This is a genomic window from Delftia lacustris, assembly GCF_040267515.1.
Lineage (GTDB): Bacteria > Pseudomonadota > Gammaproteobacteria > Burkholderiales > Burkholderiaceae_C > Comamonas > Comamonas tsuruhatensis.
The window spans coordinates 2,414,764-2,436,427 of record NZ_CP141274.1 but is presented as its reverse complement, the minus strand read 5'-3'; the positions used below and the strand labels follow the sequence as shown (position 1 = coordinate 2,436,427).

23 protein-coding genes are annotated in these 21,664 nt (G+C 66.7%); 7 read left to right on the top strand and 16 right to left on the bottom strand.

Annotated elements, in window-relative coordinates:
• Window positions 1–285 precede the first annotated feature (285 nt).
• Both U6958_RS12435 and U6958_RS12430 read left to right on the top strand, forming a co-directional pair.
• Window positions 286–582: an H-NS histone family protein gene (locus tag U6958_RS12435; protein ID WP_016449506.1), complete on the top strand. Its 297-nt coding sequence runs from the start codon at window positions 286–288 to the stop codon at window positions 580–582.
• A 62-nt stretch (window positions 583–644) separates the two neighbouring features.
• Window positions 645–863 (top strand): hypothetical protein, encoded by a 219-nt coding sequence (locus tag U6958_RS12430; protein WP_016453327.1) that lies wholly within the window; start codon window positions 645–647, stop codon window positions 861–863.
• Between the two features lie 254 nt (window positions 864–1,117).
• Here the strand turns inward: U6958_RS12430 and U6958_RS12425 are convergent, their stop codons facing one another.
• Window positions 1,118–1,780 (bottom strand): SOS response-associated peptidase, encoded by a 663-nt coding sequence (locus U6958_RS12425; protein ID WP_074923678.1) that lies wholly within the window; start codon window positions 1,778–1,780, stop codon window positions 1,118–1,120.
• 249 nt (window positions 1,781–2,029) lie between these two features.
• Between U6958_RS12425 and U6958_RS12420 the strand changes: the two genes are divergently transcribed.
• From U6958_RS12420 to U6958_RS12410, 3 genes are read left to right on the top strand one after another with little or no spacing between them, the layout of a single operon-like run.
• Window positions 2,030–2,287, top strand: coding sequence for a hypothetical protein (locus tag U6958_RS12420; protein WP_143044681.1), 258 nt, complete (start codon window positions 2,030–2,032; stop codon window positions 2,285–2,287).
• Between the two features lie 12 nt (window positions 2,288–2,299).
• Window positions 2,300–2,503, top strand: a complete 204-nt coding sequence (locus U6958_RS12415) for a hypothetical protein (protein ID WP_143044682.1) — start codon at window positions 2,300–2,302, stop codon at window positions 2,501–2,503.
• Entirely contained in the window at window positions 2,496–2,705 is a 210-nt protein-coding gene (locus U6958_RS12410) for a hypothetical protein (protein ID WP_074923680.1), read from the top strand. The genes U6958_RS12415 and U6958_RS12410 overlap by 8 nt, the downstream gene beginning before the upstream one ends.
• 37 nt (window positions 2,706–2,742) lie before the next feature.
• On the opposite strand, the gene U6958_RS12405 is transcribed toward U6958_RS12410, so the two are convergent.
• The 14 genes from U6958_RS12405 to U6958_RS12340 form a co-directional block, all read right to left on the bottom strand.
• Window positions 2,743–3,015, bottom strand: a complete 273-nt coding sequence (locus tag U6958_RS12405; RefSeq protein WP_074923681.1) for a hypothetical protein — start codon at window positions 3,013–3,015, stop codon at window positions 2,743–2,745.
• Entirely contained in the window at window positions 3,012–3,365 is a 354-nt protein-coding gene (locus U6958_RS12400; RefSeq protein ID WP_404997201.1) for a hypothetical protein, read from the bottom strand. Before U6958_RS12400 ends, U6958_RS12405 begins: the two co-directional genes overlap by 4 nt.
• A gap of 159 nt (window positions 3,366–3,524) precedes the next feature.
• Window positions 3,525–3,773, bottom strand: a complete 249-nt coding sequence (locus tag U6958_RS12395; RefSeq protein ID WP_074923682.1) for a hypothetical protein — start codon at window positions 3,771–3,773, stop codon at window positions 3,525–3,527.
• Entirely contained in the window at window positions 3,770–4,348 is a 579-nt protein-coding gene (locus tag U6958_RS12390; protein ID WP_074923683.1) for a glycoside hydrolase family protein, read from the bottom strand. Before U6958_RS12390 ends, U6958_RS12395 begins: the two co-directional genes overlap by 4 nt.
• Window positions 4,345–4,656 carry a hypothetical protein gene (locus U6958_RS12385; protein ID WP_074923684.1) on the bottom strand — a complete coding sequence of 104 codons (312 nt, stop codon included), beginning with the start codon at window positions 4,654–4,656 and terminating at the stop codon, window positions 4,345–4,347. Before U6958_RS12385 ends, U6958_RS12390 begins: the two co-directional genes overlap by 4 nt.
• Before the next feature lie 51 nt (window positions 4,657–4,707).
• On the bottom strand, window positions 4,708–5,148 hold the full coding sequence (locus U6958_RS12380) for a hypothetical protein (protein WP_244160564.1): 441 nt from the start codon (window positions 5,146–5,148) through the stop codon (window positions 4,708–4,710).
• Window positions 5,149–6,104: 956 nt separating this feature from the next.
• Window positions 6,105–6,611, bottom strand: a complete 507-nt coding sequence (locus tag U6958_RS12375; protein ID WP_074923685.1) for a hypothetical protein — start codon at window positions 6,609–6,611, stop codon at window positions 6,105–6,107.
• Window positions 6,612–6,624: 13 nt separating this feature from the next.
• Window positions 6,625–7,155 carry a hypothetical protein gene (locus U6958_RS12370; RefSeq protein WP_074923686.1) on the bottom strand — a complete coding sequence of 177 codons (531 nt, stop codon included), beginning with the start codon at window positions 7,153–7,155 and terminating at the stop codon, window positions 6,625–6,627.
• Window positions 7,152–7,589: a hypothetical protein gene (locus U6958_RS12365; RefSeq protein ID WP_074923687.1), complete on the bottom strand. Its 438-nt coding sequence runs from the start codon at window positions 7,587–7,589 to the stop codon at window positions 7,152–7,154. Before U6958_RS12365 ends, U6958_RS12370 begins: the two co-directional genes overlap by 4 nt.
• 55 nt (window positions 7,590–7,644) lie before the next feature.
• Complete coding sequence (locus U6958_RS12360) at window positions 7,645–9,543, bottom strand: hypothetical protein (protein WP_074923688.1); 1,899 nt, start codon at window positions 9,541–9,543, stop codon at window positions 7,645–7,647.
• A 2-nt stretch (window positions 9,544–9,545) separates the two neighbouring features.
• On the bottom strand, window positions 9,546–11,210 hold the full coding sequence (locus U6958_RS12355) for a hypothetical protein (protein ID WP_143044683.1): 1,665 nt from the start codon (window positions 11,208–11,210) through the stop codon (window positions 9,546–9,548).
• An 8-nt stretch (window positions 11,211–11,218) separates the two neighbouring features.
• Window positions 11,219–13,144 carry a hypothetical protein gene (locus U6958_RS12350; protein ID WP_074923690.1) on the bottom strand — a complete coding sequence of 642 codons (1,926 nt, stop codon included), beginning with the start codon at window positions 13,142–13,144 and terminating at the stop codon, window positions 11,219–11,221.
• Window positions 13,145–13,162: 18 nt separating this feature from the next.
• Window positions 13,163–13,624: a hypothetical protein gene (locus U6958_RS12345; protein WP_052155296.1), complete on the bottom strand. Its 462-nt coding sequence runs from the start codon at window positions 13,622–13,624 to the stop codon at window positions 13,163–13,165.
• A complete protein-coding gene (locus tag U6958_RS12340) occupies window positions 13,621–14,802 on the bottom strand; it encodes a hypothetical protein (protein ID WP_143044684.1) in 1,182 nt (393 codons plus the stop codon). Before U6958_RS12340 ends, U6958_RS12345 begins: the two co-directional genes overlap by 4 nt.
• 81 nt (window positions 14,803–14,883) lie before the next feature.
• On the opposite strand from U6958_RS12340, the gene U6958_RS12335 reads away from it, so the two are divergent.
• Together U6958_RS12335 and U6958_RS12330 are read left to right on the top strand one after the other, a co-directional pair.
• On the top strand, window positions 14,884–15,180 hold the full coding sequence (locus tag U6958_RS12335) for a hypothetical protein (RefSeq protein ID WP_143044685.1): 297 nt from the start codon (window positions 14,884–14,886) through the stop codon (window positions 15,178–15,180).
• 61 nt (window positions 15,181–15,241) lie between these two features.
• Window positions 15,242–15,412, top strand: a complete 171-nt coding sequence (locus U6958_RS12330; RefSeq protein ID WP_167368430.1) for a hypothetical protein — start codon at window positions 15,242–15,244, stop codon at window positions 15,410–15,412.
• On the opposite strand, the gene U6958_RS12325 is transcribed toward U6958_RS12330, so the two are convergent.
• Entirely contained in the window at window positions 15,402–21,644 is a 6,243-nt protein-coding gene (locus U6958_RS12325; protein ID WP_244160565.1) for an LPD38 domain-containing protein, read from the bottom strand. The two genes, U6958_RS12330 and U6958_RS12325, sit on opposite strands and share 11 nt — an antisense overlap.
• Window positions 21,645–21,664 lie beyond the last annotated feature (20 nt).

The following is a 21,664-nucleotide window of genomic DNA, read 5'->3' as shown; positions in this document are numbered from 1 at the left end:
TTCATTGCCGGCCCTGGGGCATTTCCTCCTCCCTCCCTCTCATTCCCCCAGGAAGCCTTCAAAAAGGCACCGGCTCTTTCTTCCCAGGCCAGCGCAAGCCGCTGGCCTTTTTCTTGGGCGCGCCTCCTCGCCACAACCATCCTCGTCACCCGTCTTGAACGCGCCACGTCGCTGGTGGCTTTTCGTGCGTCCGCACACTCCAACACTCTTTTTCTTACTCATAACTTACAAAATATTCATTCCCGTGATATACACGCGCATCTCCCACTGAAAATCATCATCGCCATGACATCCGACTACCGGGCCCTGCTGCAACAAAAAGCCGATCTTGAGAAAAAGATCGACGCTCTGATCAAGCACGCAAGAACGGATGCGATCACTGAAGCAAAGGCCATGGTGCAGCAATATGGCCTGACGAAAGAGGATGTCTTCCCCTCCGCCAGGATCAAACCTCGCAAGACCGGTCAGCGCAGCGTGGGCGAACCCAAATTCCGCAACCCCGAAACCGGCGCAACCTGGACAGGCCGCGGAAAGCCGCCCAAGTGGATAGAAGGCAAGGACCGCGCAAGCCTCGCCATCTGATCGCCAGCCATATTCAGGCGCGATGCCATACCATGTGCTTCCATCACCAGGAGGAAGCACACATGAGCAAACAGAACTCGGACACGCTGTTGGCTGCAGAACTGGCCGACCACTTCATAGAAGTCATTTTGTCGACCAAGCCCGAACTGCTGGTGTCGGGCATCGGCGGAGTGGCAGACCTGAACCATATACAGCATGGAGCCAAGGCCCTGGCACATTTCCGCCTGACGCTGATCCAGGAACTGTCCCAGCAGCCCATGCCCGACATGAACAGCCACTGAGGCAGGCGCGAGGCAACGAACAGGCAAGAAAAAACCGCCACACACTGAGGTCTTCAGTGTGTGGCGGTGTCTTGGATGGTGGAGCTGGCGGGAATTGAACCGCCGTCCAGGCCTTTATCCATGCTGGCACCGATCTGATCCGTGCGATTTCCGTGCGAATCTATAAAACCCACCGACACCATCAGACACCAGAAACGACAAAAGCCCCCTCGGCGCCATCACGGCAGCCGAGGGGGCTTTTTTGCGTTTGGGCTTCAGGCTGCCGGGCCGGCCTGGAAGACTTCGACCGGCGCCACGCGGAGCAGCTGCGAGGCCTCGGCCACAGTGCCAGCAAGCCACTGGTCAACGTCGGCCAGCTCTATCGGGATCACGCTGCGCTTGTCCTGCTTGTCGGCCGGCAGCTTCGGGTCGGGCTTGTGCATCCTGCTCATCAACGGGTGCGCGTCTGCGTTGATCGTGAGCATCGTGTAGCTCTCATGGATCTGCCCCGTGGCAGGGTCGGTCCACGCATTCCACAAGCCCGCCAAGCCCCACGGGTCGCCGTCGGCTCGCGCGAACCTCCACCACACGTTTTTGCCCGTCTCCCAGTTCGGCTCGTCAAACGTCGTCGCCGGGATGATGCAGCGCTGACCCCGTGCCCACGGGTGCTTGTAGCTGGCCTTGGCCGCCAGCTCTTCGGAGCGTGCGTTGTTCGTTGGGAACTTGAGCTTGGGCTCTTTCGCAAACCAGGGGATCAAACCCCACTGCCCAGCGACAAGCTCGCGGCTGTAGCCAGCGTCATCCTGCGCGCGCCGGATGAACGCGCCGGCGCCGCGCGGGAACACATCCTCATCCCACCACCTGCCAGGATTCTGCCGACCGACGCGCCACATGCGTTCGATCTCATCTTCCCGGGGCGACTTATATCGATTGCACATAAGTGGATGCTAACTTTTTTAAGACCCGTCCTATAGCTGTATATTTGCACAGTGTTTTGCGAACTCATCGAACTCCGCCGCGCCGGGCTCAGGCTCGCGCCAAAAGACTGGCCAGCACCCGTCCGAGGAGACCTGCGCATTGCATACGACGATGGCAAGACCAACAACAGCCGGCGCAACATGCGCGTCGCGTCACTTTGGGTCGAGTGGAGTGGTCACGACATACCTGGCCCCCGGATGTTTGAGCCCATGCTGTTGGACATCCTGGGCGATGCAATGCTCTGGCGGGGCCATGTCTGTGCACGCACCGACGAGGGTATTGCCGAGTATGAACAGATGTGGCTTATCCGCACCGTGGAATCCCTGGATGCGCCTGCGCTGACGAAATTCGATGCCGCCCGCTTTTCGCCAAAGCTGCCCGCGACGCTCCCGCCTCGATCCGAGGCGCCCAGCATTGCCGCGCAGTGGTATGCAGAGCAAGGGCGCGAGATGCCCCTCACACGTTGACAGGAGACAGCCATGCACCCGCCGATGATCTATCCGACGATTCTTCGCATGCACCCCTGGTTCGGCCAGCCCGAAGAGGAGCTACTGCCTGGCCCGCCGGAGGACTACCGAGTCGAGCAGCAGGCGAAGGACTGGTTCGTGGTGCGCGGCCCTGGCGGCCAGGTCGTGCACAGCGGCCTCGGCCCCGTGCAGATCCTCCCTGCCCGCCATGGCTGACAGCCTGACATGGGGCGGCCAGCCCACGGCGCCGGGCTGGTACGCATGCGTCGTGGACTACGGCTATCTGCCCTTCCCGGCTGCCCGGCGCTGGACCGGAGCGCTCTGGGACGATAAGCGCGGTATCCGCGCGTTCCAGGGCCCGCACGAATCGGCCACCGAGGCCATGGACTTGGCCATGGAGATGTGTCCCGAAGACTGACGGCACGTCGTGTCGATCGTGCCGGCTGACCCGGCGCCTACGGCCTGATTGGCCGCGTGCACGCAATCAGCGCGGCCAGGATCCGCACCTCGTAGCCTTCGCGGCGGTCGATCTCGGCCAGGGCAGCGCGCAGCAGCTCAAAGGGGTCGGCATCATCGGCCAGGGTCTCCGTGGGCATGGCAGGCCTGTCCGGGATGGGCTCGCGGCACTCCACGGGCACGGGCACCTTGACCTCCTGGACCTCGACGCGCGGCACGGAGCCGCAGCCAGCCAGGGCCAGCGCGCCCAGCAGCAGGATGGCACGCATCATGGCTTGGCCCTCCCCTTCAACCAGTCTGCGCCCAGGACCTGGAGCGCGGCGCAGCTGTCGCCAGGCGCGGGTTGGCGGGACAGCGTGTAGTCGGCGCGGGCATTGAGTGCCTGGGCCTGGCCAGCGGCAGCGGCACGGGCCGGCGCTGCCTCGGCCGCGCGCTGCGCAGCCACCGCGCCCAGGGCCTCGGTCGCGTCGCTACAGGCCTGCGCCGCCTGGCGCGCGCCGTCGCGCTGCTGCTGCATGCTCGCCAGCTCGGCGCGGGCCGTCACCGCATCGTCGCGCGCGGACAGCCAGGCCCAGCCTATCAGCAGATTGCCCAGGGTCAGCGCGGCAATGATGATTTGCACGGGGCTGATCATCGCTTCCACCACCCCTTTCTCCGGGCCCAGCCGCGCACGCGCAAGCCAGCTTCCCAGGTCACAAAAAGGGCCGTCGCGGCCCACTTCATTAGCGTTGATTTCATGACGCCCTCCACCAGTACCACCACATTGCGATCCAGAGAGCGTTCATGGCTGGGCCTCGCAGTCGTAGCCGTTGCGACGTTCGGCCGCGCATGCCGATTGCTCGGCGCGCTCGCGGGCCTCTGGCACGCCACATCGCTCCAGCACCTGGCCCGCGCTGATGTACCAGGCCGGCGCCATCTCGGCCTCAGCCGCCGCGATTTCGACCACGCGGCAGGCCTGCAGCGCAGAGCCAGCCGGGACCACGGTGCAGCCGGCCAGGACCGCAGCGGCTCCGATCAGAAGAGATTTCATCGGACCTCCATACACGCGGCGTGCCGCGCCTGTTGACGGGTCCAGACGCCGCGGCAAATCTTGTTGCCGGGCGTGCTGCAGTCGTAGCGCCAGCGTTTCGGGAGGCCTGCCTTATCCCACTGGTAGGCGCTGTAGCCCTGCAGGGGCTGGGCGCTGGTCATGTAGCGATAGGCCAGGTAGGCATTGCAGGCTCCGGCATAGTCCCCAGCCCGTGTGCGCGCCAGCATCGAGGAGCCGCGCCAGGCCCCGCAGCCGTATTGGCCTGCGAAGTCCACCGCCTGGGCGAACTCGGCCGGGTGCACCCGCGTGTCACCCAGCGAATCACGCACGCAGGCGCCGTACTGCTGCTCCAGCAGGTTGATGGCCAGCTCGCGCGCCCGTTCGCGGGTGATGGGCGGGTCAGCCAGGGTCACGCGCGTGCCGTCCTCGTAGCGAGTGGTGCCGTGGCCGATGGTGGGCACATCGCCGCGAACCGGGATGATCGGATCTGCGCTGAAGCCTTCTGCGGCAATCCAGGCCGCGAGAATGGCCGCGCCAATGCCCAGGCCTGCGGCTGGCATGCGGGCCGTGCTCATGGCGCGCCCCAGTCTGTTTCGGGCTCCGGCTTCAGGCCGGCCAACTGCGCGAGGCGCTGCCGCTGCTGGGCCCGTTGGTAGTCCTGGCGCCACTTCCAGACCAGATAGCCGGCCTGCAGCGCAATGAAGGCCAGGGACGCGACGACGAGCCAGTCGCTCAACGGCAGGCCCCAGACCTTGAACACCCCGGTCGCGGCGGCGCCCGGCGTGGCCTGCATGATGGCGCCGGCAATGTCCTGCCGCTGCTCTGCGCTCAGGTGCTGGTGGATGCCCATCAGCGCGAGCAGGGATACGAGGTGTTTCTTCATGGCCCCGATGATTCCGGGGCCGGGCCGCGCTGGCGAACCCTACACGGGGGCCTACGCCCGCTGCGCGGCTGCCCAGACGAACAGCGAGTCCACCTGCTCTGCTGTCAGGCCCAGGACCTGAGCAACCGCCGCAACGGTCTCGCTGTCGCGCAGCCAGTCCTTGGCATCGTTGAGCACGGCATCCACCCGGTCCAGCAGCTCCCCGGCAGGCAGCGTCTCGCGCCACGCCAGCACACGCGCCAGCAGGTTGCCCTCGGGGCTGGCATCGTCAGGGGCCAGCACCACCAAGTCTCCCTGCTCCAGCACATGGCGTTTGAGCGCCAAGCGGCCGGCCCAGCGGGGCACCTCGTGCGTAGGGCTGGCCACATCATCAGGAGCCGGCTCAGGGGAAAGGCGCCAAGCCCCGGGATGCAGCTGCTCTGCAATCTCTGGGGTTGCAAGGATGCGGTCCACGGCTTTGCCCGCACCGTCCACGATTTCGATCACAGGCATCAGGACACTCCTAAATCTGTGATGAACTCGATGCAGGCGTAGCCATTCCCCCCGCGCGCGGACACGCTGGGCGACGTGCACGCTCCGCCGCCGCCTCCCAGCCCCCCCGGTCCACCGGCAGCACCTCCCCCTCCGCCACCGCCGCCGTTGCCGCCTGAACCACCAGTACCTGATGTGCTCCCGGCGCCGCCACCACCGTTACCGCCGTTGCTTGTGCCGCCCCCACTACCCCCGTAAAAACTGATCAGCCAACCGCCATCGCTGGCGTCGACATTCGCTCCCGCATTCGTCGCAAGCAGACCCGTGGCATCTGCGCCATTGGGCATTGCACCGCCTCCTCTTGTTCCGGGAGATGGCCCTCCCGTGCCCCCTCCCCCGCTATATGCGCTGCTACCCGATGTTGTTGCATTGTTGCCAAGACGCAGGATGTCCACGCCAGCCCCGCCCGTTCGACCAGATGCAATGGCGCCGGGCTTCACGCATCCGGCCCCAATGTCCCAGCCGGCGGGTAGCGCCGCGCCGTCAGGTACGTTGGGCACTCCAGACGCAGAGTAGATGCCAGCCGGGCCACCGGGCAAGGTGTACGTAACGCCCTGCACGGTGATTGTGGTGTTGCCCCCTGCATTGCCGTTGCCAGTCGCAAGTACAGCGGCTCCACCCGCTCCGATGGTGACCGTCACAACGTCATTCTTCACAACGCGCAGCAGCTTCATTCCCCATGCGCCGGAATAGCCGCCGGTGCCAGCCGTGCCTGTGGAATTTGTGAGTGCGCCCGATCCACCTGCCGACATTGCACGCACAACAATGATGCCGTCTTGTGGCGCGGTCCAAACGCCGCTCTCGAAAAACGGCGTCTTCAGGCCAGGGCCCAAGATTCGCGCGGGTAGCACATCCCCCACTGGCAGCTCCCGCAGAGCGCCATTGATAAGGACGACAGGGCGACGTTGAGCCATGGCTTACGCGAGCACCACCGGGACGCCGGATTCGAAGTTGATGGCCGTGGCGCTGATGGCGATGCCCAGGCGCTGCACCACGTTGCCCGCCGCGCTGGGCGCGGTGGCGCCAGCCATGCCGGCCGTAGTCTGCAGGAACACGGGGCCTGCCGTCTGACCAGACACCTGGGTGTTGGTGCCCTCGAAATACACCGTAGCGTTCGCTCCGCTGGTCACTGCGGCCAGCACAAAGCCGTGGGCCTCCTTGCCGGCCACCGTGCCATCGGCCTTGCGGACCTTCGCGCCGGTGCTGTTCCAGATGTTCACGAAGTCGCCTGCTGCGAGAGCCTCGCTGGAGGCAATGACAGCTGTGTCAGCACCCATGCCAACCGGCATCATGCTCATGTCCAAGCGCCCGGAATCGTCCAGGGAGACGATATCGCCAGCATTTGCGGCGCCTGTGGATGCCTGCACGCCAAACACCTCGGTGATGGCGTTGCCGACGAAGCGGAGAAGTTTCTTTGCAGCCATGGTGGCCTCCTATTCAAGCAAGGGTGATGGGTGGGTTGATGTCGATGAGGATGCGGGTGGCGGACAGCGCCTGGCCGATGACCTGGGCGAATAGCGCGCCAGCAGGCGGGGCCTGGGCCAGTTGGCCGGCCAGCCCGACCAGCACCGGGCCTGGCGCCCAGGTCCAGCCGCTGTGCTCCAGCACAAAGCCGGTCTGCACTACAGCGTCGTCGCCGGGGCTGTATGCGTCGGCCACCACGCCGAGGACGGCGCCCCGGTGCGAGGGAATGGTCGAGTCGGCGGCGATGAGCTCGCCCTGGGCGTTGCAGGCCACAACGCTGTGGCCGCTGATGGGGGATGGGCCGACCTTGACCGTGATGGCGTCGCCTGCTGGGCCCACCGGGCCGCGCTTGCCCTCGGGGCCGGGGATGCCTCGGGTCACCACGACTTGTGGCGGCGCCGGCTGCTGAACCACATGGGTCTTGCCGCCCTCGCGCGTCACCACCACCGAGGTCTGCCGCTCGATGACGGCGGCCGAGGGTTCGGACGAGACGACGGTGGTCACCGGGTGCCCTCCGGGTACAGGGCGAAGTGCAGCTCGTACTGCCGCTCCACGTCACCGCTGGGGCGCGTGATCTCGATCTGGCCAATGCAGGAGGTCCAGCCGGGCGCAACAGCGCCGTACACAAAGGCTGCGGTCTGCTCTGCCGTCATCAGCAGGCGCAGCCAGGGGCCGTCCAGCTCGATGCCACCGGTCGCTGTGCTCAGCTCCAGCAGCACCTCCGGGTCATCGATCTCGCGCCGCAGCTGCATGCGGGCCGTGCAGCCGGTGTAGTCCTCTGGCACCTTGTCGGCATCGGGCACCGGCTCGCCGCTACAGGCCTTCACCAGCTGGCCGCATTCCTCTCGCACCGGATACGGAACGGTCACGCGCTCCAAGGGTGCGCGGAAGGTCGCGCCCTGGTAGATGGTGAAGTCGAGGCAGGCCGGGGTTGTCATGCCCCGCAGTGTCCCGGCGGGCGCGCTCGGGGGCGAACCCTAGCCGGGGGCGCGGTCAGCCGTCGCTGCTCTTGATGGCCACGGAGTTCAGCCCGGCCATGGCCTGACCCGCCACTTGGCTGTGTGTGTTGGCGTTGGCAGCGGCCAGTTGCGTGATGGCGGCCTGCATGCTCTGCATGCTCGACTGCTGCACGGTCTGGGCGCGCATGCGTGCATCGGCGTAACTCACGTTCACATCCGCCTTGGAGCGGTAGAAGATGGCGGCCATCTGTGCATAGCTGACGGCGGCGGCCGTGCTGGCCTGGTAGGCCATGAGCTTCTGGCGATCACCTTCGAGTTGCGTGCGCGCCAACTCGCCACGTGCAGCCACGATCTGCCCGTACTCGCGCAGTGCCATCTCATGCACCCGGGCCCGGGAGTCGTTGGTGATCGCGGCGGCACGCACGACCTCAACCTTGGCGTCGATGCCGGCTCGATAGGTCTGGATGGCCTGGCCGTCTGCCCGAACCTGGGCGTCGTACACGCGCACCTGCAGTTCCTGGCCTTCCAGGGCGGCGCGGTAGCCTGTCCACTCGGTGGCCTTGGACTGGACCTCGGTGGCGCGTGTCTGCACCTGGGCCTGGAACAGTTCCAGCTTGAGCTTCTCCAGCCCGGCGCGGCTGACGATGGCATCGATGCGGGCCCGATAGACGTTCGCCAGCGACTGCAGCGACTCCATGCGGGCGCGGTAAACGTTGACCTTGGCCATGTCCACCTGGGTCAGCGCCTGCAGCGCATCGACCTCGGCCTTGTACAGGTCGATGGCCGCCATCGCGCCCTTGAGCCGCACCTCGTACAGCGCGACCTGCGCACGCCAGGCTTCCAGCTTGGCGCCGAAGGCCTTGACAGCAATGTTGTAGGTCTCGACCACCATGCCGACCACAGCCTTGGCATGCTCCAGCGCCTGCCCGTTGATCTGCACCAGGTTGCCGTGGTAGCTGAGCATGGCAGCGAGCACGGACTGGCGCAGGTTCAGCGAGGTGCTGATGGCGAACTGCAGGTTGGCCTGCTCCATCTCCGCCTGCTTCACCACCAATTCGACATTGGCGCGTGCAAGGTTGTCGGCGGCCGCCTGGCGCGCCTTTGCAGCCGCCGACATCAGCGCGCCCGGCGGCAGGGTATAGCCGCGGTCTGCGGCGTCGGCCCAGGCCGCATCACGCACGCGCCGATACTCGCCCAGGTGGCGATCCTTGGCCCGCTCGATCACCGCGCGCTCAGCATCGCCGCTGAAGCCAGAGCCGCCAGCCATCAGTTGGGAGAGACGCAGCTCCATCGTCTCCATGCTGGAGTGGTAGCGCGGGCAGTACCTAGCCAGCATGGCGTCGAGCTGGCCGTCCAGCACCGACATCATCGCGGCACTGGCACCACGCTGTGTGGTCTCCAACTGCACCGCCAGATCCGTGGGCGCCTCGGCGTCGAACACGGGCGCTGCAGCATCGAACACCGGCAGCACGATGGTGGGCTTGTCAGGCGCTGCCCGGTCCTGGATCTGCGGCTCGGGTATCAGTGGGTTGATGAGCTGGTCAGGCGGGTCCGGGAACTCATAGCTCGTGTTGATCGAGGGCGCAGAGATGGAGAAGTCCGCCAGGGCAGACGGCGCAGAGGGCATCACGATGGTCGGCACCACCGCCGTGGCGACCGGCAGCCCGCTGATGTCGATGGGACCGATGTCCTGGAACTGCGGCGCGGCGCCCGGGGCCTGGGGCAGCTGGAAATCAACGCCGGCAAACTCGGGGACGGGCTGGAGCACCGGTGGCTCCAGCGGCTGGTCGATGGGGTCCAACTGCGGGTCAGGCTGCAGGTAGCCGATGCCCGTGATCATGTTGCTCACGTCCTGCAGCGCCTGGCGCGAGTCCGCCAGCACTTCGGCCGCAAAGCCCCGCTGGTCGTCGATGATTTCCTCTACCGATGCCATGGTCAGATCCTCCGTGTCTTGTTCACGACCTCGGCTTCGAGGTCATCAATGGTCAGCGCGCCGCGGCCGGACAACTCCAGTGCGTAGTACCTGGCATCCAGCCCCCTGCCGAACTTCTGGCGGTAGTTCTGGGCGCTGGCGCCGCGCGGGGTGTCGTAGGGATAGCGCTCCTGGCACCGCTCGCCAGCAACCACCACAAAGCGGCTGCAGGGCGGCATGCGGCCGCCGACGTAGCAGCTGATCCAGGCCTTGCGCTGCGCGGTGCCGAAGTCCGTTGTGCCGGTGTGCAGATGCCAGGCGATGGGCTGGCCGGCGTCCGTGTCGCCGCCGAGGAAGTACAGCCCGTCTGCGGCCATGGCCACATAGCGGCCGCGCCAGCGCACGATCCGCGTAAACGGGAAAGCCGTGTAGCGCGTGACCTCGTTGCCGCCGGTCTCCAGGCTGGTGCGCAGGTTGATCGCGTATGCCTCGTGCACCACTGGCAACTCGGCCGTGGCCATCAGCAAGGCACGCGCGACCGGCGCAACGAGCACGATGTCGGCCCAGCCGCCGGCAATCGCCGCGGGCGCCACCAGGTCAAAGCTGGCCGTGGCCTCGCCATCGGCTTCCAGTTGCACCACGGGCATGGGGCACACCAGCTGGATCTGCGCCAGCCCTTCGGTGGTGGCCTCCAGGCTCACAACGGCGGCCGGGGCCAGCAACTCGATGCGGGCGCCTCCCACGAAATCGACGCGCGCCGCCGGCGCCATGAGCGCGATCTGCGCCAAGCCCTCCACCGTCGCTTCGAGCAGGGCCTGCGGCACGGGGCAAACCAGCTCAATACGCGCGAGTTCGCTGACCGTGGCCTGCAGGCTCATGACGGGAGTCGGCGCGACAAGCTGCACCTGGGCGCCGCCCTCAAGCGCTGCCACAGCGGCAGGCGCCACCAGCTCAATGCGGTTCGAGGCATCCGATCCTGTCAGCGCCACGCGCGCGGCAGGCGCCACCAGCTCGACACGCACCCCAGCATGAAACTCGGCCCGCGCCATTGGTGCGATCAGGTCGAACCGCGCGAGACCTTCGACCGTGACCACCATATCCAGCACCGGGGTGGGGCAAACGAGCTCGATCTCGTTCAGGATCTCTTCTGCGTAATCCGACGCAAAAGCAGCACGGTGCCAGTCCTCAGTGACGCCCATGCCCTGCCAGAGTCCAGGGACCAGCGGCAACAGGACGGCCACCCGTGCTGGCCGCGGAAAGTCGCCCACTTCATCAGGTGCGTCCCAATGACACCAAACCATGTATTCGGTAGCAGGGTCCGGGATCAGTCCGCCAAGATCGTACTGGTCTGGGTCCGCCTGCAACGCAGCGCCCGTTTCGTTGGTCTTGTAGTAGAAGGACCGCACGCGCTCGGGCGGCAGCATGATGTGCCGGAGCGCTACGGGATCAAGGTCGTAGTACCCCTCGTAAGCCGGATTGTTGATGTCCGGCTCTGGACGATATCCAAATCGCAGGCCCAGGTAATCCTGCTGGGATGCCTTGTAGAGCGCCACACCCAAGTAGACAGTGGAGCCGTCGGCATACACCTCATAGACATGCACCTGGGCCTGCCAGGTTTCCGGGTCACCCGGGGGCGAGTAATAGCTCTCTGCGCGACTGAGGTACGCGTATCCGGCAAGTTCGGCCATGGTTGTGCTCAGAGAAGGTGTACGGGATCGAGCCGGAAACCGGCCTCGTCGCCCAGCGTGAATTTGTCGGGACCGGGAGTGATGACCTTGCCCTTGCGCCGCATGGCAATCAGCGGTTCGCGGTCAGGCGTCCCGGTCAGGGCCAGTTCGTCATAGAACGTCGAAAGAGGCGGTTCGCGGTGCACCGCGCCTGCTGGCGAACAGCAAATCACGAACTCGCCGGGCCGGCGCACCGCGATGCTGCGGTAGTGCATCGTGTCCGTGCTCATGCTCGGTGGCGGCAGCCTCACATGCCCTGTGAAAATGTCGCGCCCAAACAGATCATCCTGGCACCGCGCCTGCACCCTCACGGAATACGGCACGAGGTCGGTTCCGTTGAAAGGCTGCGTGTATTGCGCCGTCACTGCCGCCAGTGCATTCCAGCGCCCATCGATGTCTCTCAGGCTCACCGTTTGCCGGCTGGAACTTGATGACTCAGTCGTGCTCACCGTAGCAGGTGGGGGGTTTGGCGCGGGATACGCCTGGGAATATGTGTACGCCCATTGGCGAGTCCGAGTCACATCGTTGAAGTCGCTGGCAAGTTCAAGCGACATCAGTGCCTGCCCGTTGACCGTGATGGTCTCGGTGGTCTTGCTTGTGGAGCCAGCGCTGTAAACGTTGCTGAAAGATCCACTGCCGGTGTAATGCTCCACCGCCGGAAACACGCCGCCGTTGTAATAGTGCGTGTACTGGAATTGGCTCTTTTCCACTTCCTCGGCATAGCTCAGCGATTCGGAAAAGCGGACGCGTTCAACCAGCAGTTCCGTCCCATCAGGGGCCATATCCAGCCCCAGGATGTGAACGACTCGCTCGGTGGTTCGCGTGCGCGAGTACCCCGACGAGCTGCTGTTGGACCGCGCGAAGGTGTTGAATTCGTCTATCGGGTAGTTCTCGGCATCGTGGAAGTCGTTGGCCAAGCTCCCTGGAAAATAGGATGAATCGGCAGGGTTGTGCCGTTGCTCGTTGACGCTGGTGAAGGGCTCGTCGGGCGTGGAGACCAGCAGCCCCAATTCAAACTGGGCACCCAAATCACCATTGCCGTCACGCGCCAGCGTGCCACGCAACGCATATCGAGGCTTCCCGAAACTGAACACCTCCACGCCGCCCACGACTTCCCGTGTCAGCGTCTCCAGCATCGTGATGCAGTGAGTGCCGGTCCCGTCAAAGAAGATCGGCTGCGTGATCGCCAGCTCCATGTCGGCGGGCACTTCCCAGCGTGCGAACTCTTCGGTGTGCGCCAGGCCGTCGTCGTCCTTGATCTTGGGGTCCACACGATAGAGCACCACCTGCTGATCCCCGATGGTGCCGCTGGCCCCGGCCTCGTAGGCAGCGTGAACCAAATACTTCGCCGTGCTGCCCTGGGGCAGCGAGGCCTTGAAGATGGCGCAGCCGCTGACGCCACGAGACACCTTGATCCGCGCGCCGTTGCGGAAGATCTCTGCTTTGGTACCGCTGCCTGCATGCTGGGCTCCAGTGATCGCATACCGGAAGCCGTTGCCATGGTCATAGGTCAGCACGTCCTTGTAGTCGTCGCTGATCCAGTCGTGCGGCCCCGCCAGCAGATCCACGTTCTCCTTGCGGCGCAGCCCTTTGTCCGAGGCATTCAGGGTCATGGCGCACAAGGGCGAGATCTCCTGGCCATCCTTCTGGTGCACGCCCAGGCCATGGTCCAGGCTCGTCGGCCAGACCAGATAGTCCCAGCGCCCGCCCTGGATCTCGATCCATGCGTCATCGCCAGCGATGGTCACGCGCACCAGCATATCCAGGAGCTCGTAGCGCTGGGTGATGTGCCGAAACCCTGCAGCCCGCAGCGTGCGAACGCGGCCGCGCGCGAAGGGCAGCAGCTTGGCCTCCTCGGCGCCGCCCAGCAGCAGGTGTTCGCGCTCCGTGCCCATGGCCTGGCCCCTCACGCCTTACTGCGCCGGGATCATGTACGAGAACGAATCGATGGTGATGGGCTGGCCAACCACCACAGTGAGCGTTGAGAACTTGCCTTCGCCCGAACCCACTGCCGCAGCACCGTCAACGCGGGGAAGCAGCACCGATGCGGAGCCATCGTCTGCTCCGTTGCCGACGAACCGGAACCAGCCGATGGTGCCGGCGGCCAGGCCGGTGAACTTCCAGACCGCCGATGCCGGCTTGAGCACGCCGCCATTGGCCGGCGTGTCCAGGACCAGGCCATTCGTGGGCGAACCCGCAACCCAGGGGTCGCCGTTCAACGTGGCGCGGCCGAGCAGCGTACCCGTGGGCGCAGCATCAGCGGTGACGGGCTGCGGTCCGCTGTAGACCAGGATGCAGCCGCCATTGAGCGCGCCGGCAAAGCCCGTAGTGCCAGCCTGCGCATTGCGCAGGGCCGTGGAGAGTTTGAGAGTCATGGCGATACCTCACGTCGGTTGGAATTGAAGGGAGTGCCGCCCGCGTGCAGGCAGGCAAGGAAACGGGTCTGGCCGTCGACCTCGAGCACGGCCGCGCCAGCCTGCAGGCCGGGTGCCACGCTCACGCGCGAGGCGGTCAGGTTGGTGAATTCGGGGAACTGGCACAGGCCGCGCTGCGACCAGATCAAAGTGCGCTTGCCGTCCAGCGCCCAGGGCAGGCCCGGCACCGTGCCGTAGCTGGCCAGCAGGACCAGGCCCTCGGGCGCGTAGGCATGCATGGCGCGATCGGTGGCCACCACCAGGCCGGCGTCGTTCGGCGCCAGGGCCAAAACCTTGCCCGGCACCATGAAGAAGCCTTCGGAGAGATTCCACAGGTGCGGCGCCAGCGGCTCACTGCGCCAGACCACGGTCTTGTCGTCATCGGGCAGGTACTGGGCGGCATAGATGCGGCCGCGCCACTCGGCGATCACGTCCACGCCCTCGGGCAGCGGATCCAGCCCATCGGTAAGCAGCTCCTGACCCAGCGCCTCGGGCGGCTGTGCCCAGACCGCAGCCGGGCCGGCATCGCCAAAGGCAAGCTGAAATGCAGTGCTGTCCGCCGGCGCCACGTAGACGCGCGTCACGCAGCCGGGCAACTGCTCGATGCCGCTGATCTGCAGCGCAGCGCCCTGCTCCACCAAGACCTCGGCTGCCGTGCTGGCAGGCGTCTCCCGGCCATCCGGAAGTATGAAGGTGGCGCAGACACGGTACTGGCCCGCCGGCAACTGGCCACCCTCGCCCACCACCACGCGCGGCTCGGCCGGCACGGCCAGGCGCCAGGGCAGCACCTCGCCCTCGGCAGTGATGATCCCGGCCGCGTCCCCAGCCACGTACAGCACCTGGTCGTTGATCTCGGTCCAATACGCATCGGGGCCCAGGCCCTGCGCCAAGAGGCGCACGGTCATGTCGTCCAGGACTTGGCGCAGCTCGCCGCCGTCAATCACATACAGGCGGGTCTCATCCTTGGTGGCGTAGATGCCAGTCGGTGCGCCAGCCTGGGCCAGCGCATACCCGGCACGCCGCTCCACCCCGCCCGATTCCGTCACATCGACGTTGTCGGCGCGCACGAACCACGACAGGCCGAGCCGCAGCGGGTCGGTGACGTTGTTCAAGCCTCGGAAGGAGCGGATTGCAGCCATGGACTGCAGTCTCTCGAGAGTGCGCTATTTGGGCGAACCCTGGGCGGGGGCTGCTACATTTGCACCAAGGAGATCGACACAATGAGCACTGTCAGTGATTTGGATAAAGCGATTCTTAATGGAAGCGAAAAGGATGCATTGGATATTGTGGAAAACGCACAACCAATGGAACTCCCTGAAATCATCGATACAGCAAAAAAGCGTACCGGCCCAATATCTGCAAAAGTGATAGGACGTGCCCAATCCAGACAGAAGGAGGAGAGCATGAAAAAGAAATTCATCGAGGCAAAATCGGCAGAAAAGATTGATGCAGTGATTCGATCAAATCAGGAAAAGATCGAAGCAAAGGAGAAAGCACCTACCCCAAAAGGGCCTTGAGAGTGCACATGCCGGGCGGACGGGATTGGCAGTCATCGCCGCCCCGCCTACGATGCTCAGCATGCCCGGCATCATCTTCTGGCTGCTCGTGATCGCAGCCGTGCTCTTCTTCAAGCTCACCACGCCCGACGAGCGCCGCTCGATGATCGAGACCTACTGGCTGATCATCATCGGGCTCGGCGTCGTGGGCTTCATCTGGCAGTTCATCCGGCGCGGCGCCATCAGTCTGTGAGGCCAGCCACGCGCTGCGCGATGGCGTTGCGCTGCTGCTCGATCTGCGTCAGTCGCTCGCGCTTGATCTCGCCGGTCATGAGCCGGTCTCCCTCGATCTTCTTTGCGCGCTGGCCCAGCTCAGCCATCTGCTGCTTGGCGGCGTTGATGGCCATACGGTTGCGCAGCTTCGGCCCCTCCTCTTCCTGGATGCTGCGCGCCAGCTCGATGTCGCCCGACTTGATCGCGGCCTGGTGGCTGGCCCAGGCCTGCTCCACGCCCTTGGCCTGCTCGTACATGGTGGTCACGTAGCGGCTGGAGCCCGTGGGCAGTTCCTCCACGAAGTTGCCGGCCAGGAAGGTATCGCGCAGGCGCATGGACGGGCGCTCGCCTCGGTCCAGCATCGGGCGCGCAATGGTGTCCGTGGCCGTGGTGCTGACCGTGGCCAGCCAGCCGAAGTACCCGCGCAGGAGGAAGTCCACCTGTTTCGGGCTCAGGCCCGAGTATTCGCCCTTGGCCAGGCGCACCGGGTCCGGCAGCCCCCAGGAGCCCAGCAGACGCGCCACCTCCGAAGTGCGCTCGTTGTAGCGGTCCTGCGGGCGCAGGCGCTCGTCGGCCATGCCCTCGATGGCCCGGCCGCTGAAGCTGTCCTTGTTGGCGTAGACGTCCAGGAAGGGCTTGATGGCCTGGGGCGTGGGGTCCATGGCGAAGGTGTTGAACACCATGTCGCTGATGCGCTGGCCGAAGCGCTTGCCCGTCATCTCCTCGCTCATCATCAGCTCGGCCGTGCGCTCGGCCACCGTGCCGATGGCGCCCACCTCGAAGGGCTTGGGAATGCGGAAGGCCTTGTCGCCGATCTTGAACCACCAGAAGTTGTCCCGGTCGAAGTCCTCGCGCTTCTTCCAGTCGTCGTCATCGGCGTAGGCGGCCAGCAGGCCCAGGCTGGCCAGCGACACGGCGCCGGCCATGGCGGCGAAGCGGCGCGGGTCTTCGCCGGCTGCGCGGCCCAGCTTGTACAGGCCCTGCAGGCGGGCGTTCAGGAATGGCACGGTCTGGGCCAGGAAACGCACCGTCTCCCATTTGCCGGACATGCTGAAGTCCATCAGGTCCCGGGCCTGGAAGCTGGCCTCGGCATGGCTCAGGCCCTTGGCGCGCAGGCGCTCGTACAGCGCCGTGCGGTTCACGTTCTCGGTGCGGTCGCCGAATTCCTCGTACACCTCCCACAGCGAGCGCATCTGGTCCTTGAGCTTGTCGAAGCCCTGCTTGTCCAGCATGGTGCCGCCCAGGCGCTCGATCTGCCCGCGCAGCTGGTTGGTGTTCTCCTGCGTGCCGAACTTGATGATGCCGCCGCCGGCCAGCATGGACGCATAGGTCTGGCTGTCCTTGGCCGTGGCCTTCCAGCCCTTGGCGACGTTTTCCAGTGGGTTGTAGCTCAGGTCGCTCTGCGCGATGGCCGAGAGGCTGTCGCGGATCAGGTTGCGGATCTTGAAGGTGGGGTTCACCGTCACACCGAAGGTGAGCAGGCGCTTGAACGGCGCCATGGCCTTGACGATTCCGCCGGGCGTGTAGCTCATGGCCGAGATAGCATCGACCAGCAGCGGGTCCTCAATGGCCCAGTGCTCGGCCACGCCGTTGCGCATGACCTTCACCGACCCCTTGGTGTCGGCGGGCACGCGCTCGGCAGCGCCCATCTTCTCGGCCGCGTCCATGGTCTCCAGGGAGGCGCGGTTGCGCGCAGCAGCAGCGTACAGGTGGCTCCAGTTCATGAGCGTGTTCTGCAACAGGTCGGCGTTGAGCTGCTGCGTCCCGCCCTTGAGCTTCTTCCAGGCCTGCTGGTTCACCAGCCCGGAGCTGAAGCGCGGGCCGCGCATGCCGCCGTCCTCCTCCATGAGGCGGTAGAACGGTACATAGGGCTGGTCCTTCATGAGGTCGTAGGCGGCCTGGTCGATCAGGCCCGAGTCTCGCGCCACCTTCAGGCTGGCCTCGTTGAAGGCGTTCAGCTCCCGCAGCGCCGCGGCGTACAGCGGCATGCGCGCCGTGCCATCGGCCATGCGGCCAGCGTCCAGCGAGCGCAGGGCCGTGATGTCGCGGTCGGTCAGCAGGTTCTCCTTGCCCTCGGCCTTCAGGCGCTGGGCACGCTGGGCGGCCACCCACTGGAAGAAGCGGTCGTGCTCGCCCTTGAGGCTGGCCAGCACGTTGGCGAAGCCGCCGTCCTTGATGTCCACGTCGGCCACGCCGTCGCGCAGGTAGGGCTTGCCGTAGAGCAGCGCCGCCTCCACCGCACCGTCGCTGCCCTTGGACAGGCGCGCCAGGATGTAGGCCTTCTCGCTGACTTCCTTGATGGGGGCGAACTGATCGACCAGGCCCTGGCGCAGCCGCGTGCCGAAGTTCTGGCGCATGGCCTGCGCCCGCTCTGCCCAGGTCTGCTTCACCTGGACGCCGAAGGCATGCTCTGCCGCGCGGGCCTGCTCGGCGGTGTAGTCGCTGGCCGTGGGTGCGGCCGGCGCGGCCCGGCTGAACTGCACGTCCTGGCGGGCAGGCGCTGGCGCGGGCGCCGGTGCCGGTGCCGCCGGGGCTGCGGCTGGGCTGGGTGCCTCCTGGGCAGTGGCAGCGCCGTCCAGCTCGCCGGAGAAGGCGGGATTCTCCCGCTGCGCGATGCCGAAGGCCAGGTTCACCAGGTCCTGGCTGGCGAAGTCGCTGCGGTTGCCGGTGATCTTGGCCCAGGCCTGGCGCAGTGCCTTGCGCACCTGGTCCAGCCAGCGCGCCACGGTGCCGGGCTTGGCCAGGGGGCTCGGGCGCACGCCCATCTCCAGGGCGACCTGCACGGCGTAGGGGAACAGTTCCTGGGTGGACAGCTCGGGGCCGGAGGCCTGCACTCGGGCGGCGGCCTCGTTGTAGACCTGCCGCTCCAGGCTGCCTTCTGGCGCATTGGCCCAGCCGCCGATAGCGCCATGCAACTGGTTCCAGCCCTCCTCGCCCAGCACCGCAGGCCCGTGCTTGTGCATGAGCTCGTGCGCCACCACGCCCAGCTCGTCGCCGGCCACGATGTGGTCCGAGATGATGAACACGGTCTTGGTGTTGGGGTCGTAGAAGCCCTGGGCCTTGCCACCACCCTCCGCGCCCATGGCCACGGGGCCGATCAGCGGCTCCCAGTTGTCGCGGATGTCGTCGGAGGTCGTGACCACGATGCGGCCCAGGCTGTTGGGCAGCACGCCCATGCCGCCCACCAGCTGGTTCACGGCCTGGCGCACGGAGGCGTTCGTGGCGGCGGAGACCGGCGGGCGCAGTTTGCGGATCTCCCGGGCCAGCTCCTCGGGCATGTTGCGGCTGAACTGCTGAGCCTCCGCAGGAGCAGTTGCCCCGCCAGCATTGGACGTGCTGGGGAACTCAGCCACCTGTGCCAGCACTTCCTGGATGGGGGCATCCAGCCGGATAACGCTCACCGGCTTGCCGTCGGCGCGGCGCGCGAGCCACTGATGGTGACCATCCACGACATAGCCGTCAGACGAAACCAGGATAGAGCGGTCGCCGCCCTGGCGCTGGCGCGCTTGCTCGACACGAGCAGGCGAGAACTCTGCCTGCGTGGGCTTCAGGTCGCCAGCAGGCATCTCTGCCGCCTTGCTGTCGATGCCCCGCGCCTTGAGGAAGTTGGCCAGAGCACCGCGATGCTCCGCGCGGATCTGCGGCATCTGTGCGCGCGGCACGCCCAAGGTTCCCGTCTCCGGAGCAAAGGCGCTCCACTCCCGATCAATCTGCCCAGCCGACAGGTCCGCGCCGCCGGCCTGCTGCTGCCCAGCGCGCGCGGCATCCGCTGCATCCACCTCAGCCAGGATCTGCGCCAGCCTCTTGCCCTTGGGATCTATTCCCAGACTCCGGGCCACGCGGCCGGCAGGAAGCGAGCTGGATCGCCAGTTGGCCGGGCGGGCTGCTGCCGCCTGCGCTTGTCCTTGCGCGCCTGGCGCCGGGCCGCCTTGCGCGCCATCGTTGAAAGTCGTGGTGCTGGCATTGGTCAGACCTTCCTGCGCTGCAGCAGCACCAGCAGCCGGCGCGCCTGGCGCTCCAGTTGCTTGCGGAGGTTGCGCGCCAGCTTGCTGGGCTTGATCGGCTTGCGGGGCAAAGGTCGCTCCTGTGGTTTGGGTCAGGGGGCCAGGCCCAGGGGCTTCCAGGGCGCCGGGTCCGGTTGGGGGAATGGCTGCTGGGGCGGCCACGGCGGCAGCCTGTGCCTGGGCACCTTGGGCATTTGCGATCTCCTGGGCCTGCAGGGCGGCCTGCTGGGTGGCGTCGAAGCCGGCATCCACAGCCATGGCCGCGCCGCGCGACAGCGGGCCGTCTGCCGGGTTGATTCCCATGCGCTCGGACGGGCGCTGCAGCGGGCGCTGGGGAATCAGCGCCTCCATGGCTGCGTTGTCTGCGAACGGGTCCACCGCTGGCGCGCGGTCGGCCGGCAGAGGCGCAGGCTCGCCCACACCCCGGAACCCCATGTAGGCATCCACCATGCGGCGCACGCGCTGCGTCTCGGCGGTGTCCAGCGGCTGCTCGTTGATGCGGGCCAGGCCCTCGTTCAGGCCGCCCAGCACCTGGGCACTGTTCTCGGCCCCGCCATCCAGCAGGTTCTGCAGCCCGGACAGGATGCGGCCCGTGCGCACGCGGGCGTCCACGGCAGCAATGCCGGCATCGTCGCTGGCCTGCTGGAACTCGCCCTGCAGCTGCACGCCCATGGCATCAGCCGCCTGCAGACCAGCACCAGGGGCTGGCGCACCAGCAGGATCAGCACCCACGTTCTGGGCCAGCCAGGCGTCTTCCATGGCATCGCGCACCGTGTCCACCGTCTGCTGGGTGGAGAACTGCGTGCCGCTGCGCACGGCGGCCTGGACTTCGGCAAGGTAGTCGGGGCGCTGCTGGGCGCCATCCTGCGGGCGGCCCAGGAACTCACGCACCGCAGCGTTCTGCTCGTCCCAGTCCGTGAAGGGGTCCACAGCCGGGCCAGCAGCCTCTGCAGGAGCAGCAGCACCAGGCTGCGCGGCACGCGCGCCGGCTTGCACCTGCTGGTCCCATGCTGTGTAGGGGTCGGGCTCTGCCTGTGGCCTGGAAGTCACCAGGTCCTCGAAATTCGCGGGTGCGCCCAGGTCCACGGGGTTGACCGGCTGGCCGGCCAGGTTCTGGATGCTCGCCTCTTCGGCCAGCTGGTTGGCACTGGCAGCGGCGTCCTCCGCGCGCTGGCGGCCCTGCTGGTCGGCCTGACGGGCGCGACGGTTCGCCCCGCCGCTCACGTTGGCGCCAGCGCCCATCACGCCCCCGGCAATCGCGCCTTCCGTGCTGGCCCGGGCGACGCCCTCCATCAGCGGCTTGCCATCGGCATAGTTCTGCCACATCTGCTCCTGGGCCGACTGGGGCAGTTCCTGCAGCACCGCTTCGGACACCATGCCGCCCAGGATGCGGCGCTTGGCCGAAAGCGGCACCTCCGTCGTCGCGCCCGTGCCGATCTTGGCCATGGCCGTCTCGGCCGTCTCCAGGCCCAGGCGGTTGGCCACCCGGCCGGCGCCCACGCCGATGGCGCCCGTCAGCGCGCCAGCGCCCAGGGCCGCCACAGCATTGCGCTGCTGGTCCTCGCCCGTGGCCTGCTCCATCTGCTGGCCGGCGGTGACTACGCCCTCGCCGATACCTGCTGCCACAGGCGCGGCCCACTTCTCGCCCACGGTGCGCGCCAGCACGCCGGGAGTGGCCGCGCGTGCCGCTGTACCCGTGGCGGCGTTGGCAGCCTTGGCTGCCACTGAGCCAGCGCCCATGGCCGCACGTCCCAGGGCGCCGCCCGCGACCATCGAAGGCAGCGACTCGGCCACCTGGTTCGCGGTGTACGCAGGGTTCTTAAGGTAGGCCAGCGCGATGTCGCCGGCCGAGCCATCCTTCCAGGCCTCGTCCACGTTCTGGCGCCCGGCCTCGTAAGCTGGAGAGAACTTCGTCTCGTCTGCCCACTTGCCCGGCTGGAACCCAGTGGCCTCACCCAGCGCATCGGCCGCCGCCGAGACGGGACGCTTACCAGTGGCCAGGGCGATAGGCAGGTCTGCCAGCCCTGTGACCATGCCCGGCAGCCGCTGGACGCCAGCCTTTACGGACTTGCCGAGGTCGGAGAAGGTGCCTCCGGCCGGCGCAGGCTTTGCCGTCGAGGGGTCGAACTGGTCAAAGAAATTCCCGCCACCCTTGCCCTCGGGGCGCGCAGTGGAGGGGTCGAATTGGTCGAAGAAGTTGCCAGCCATGCCCCCAGTGTTCCCACGCA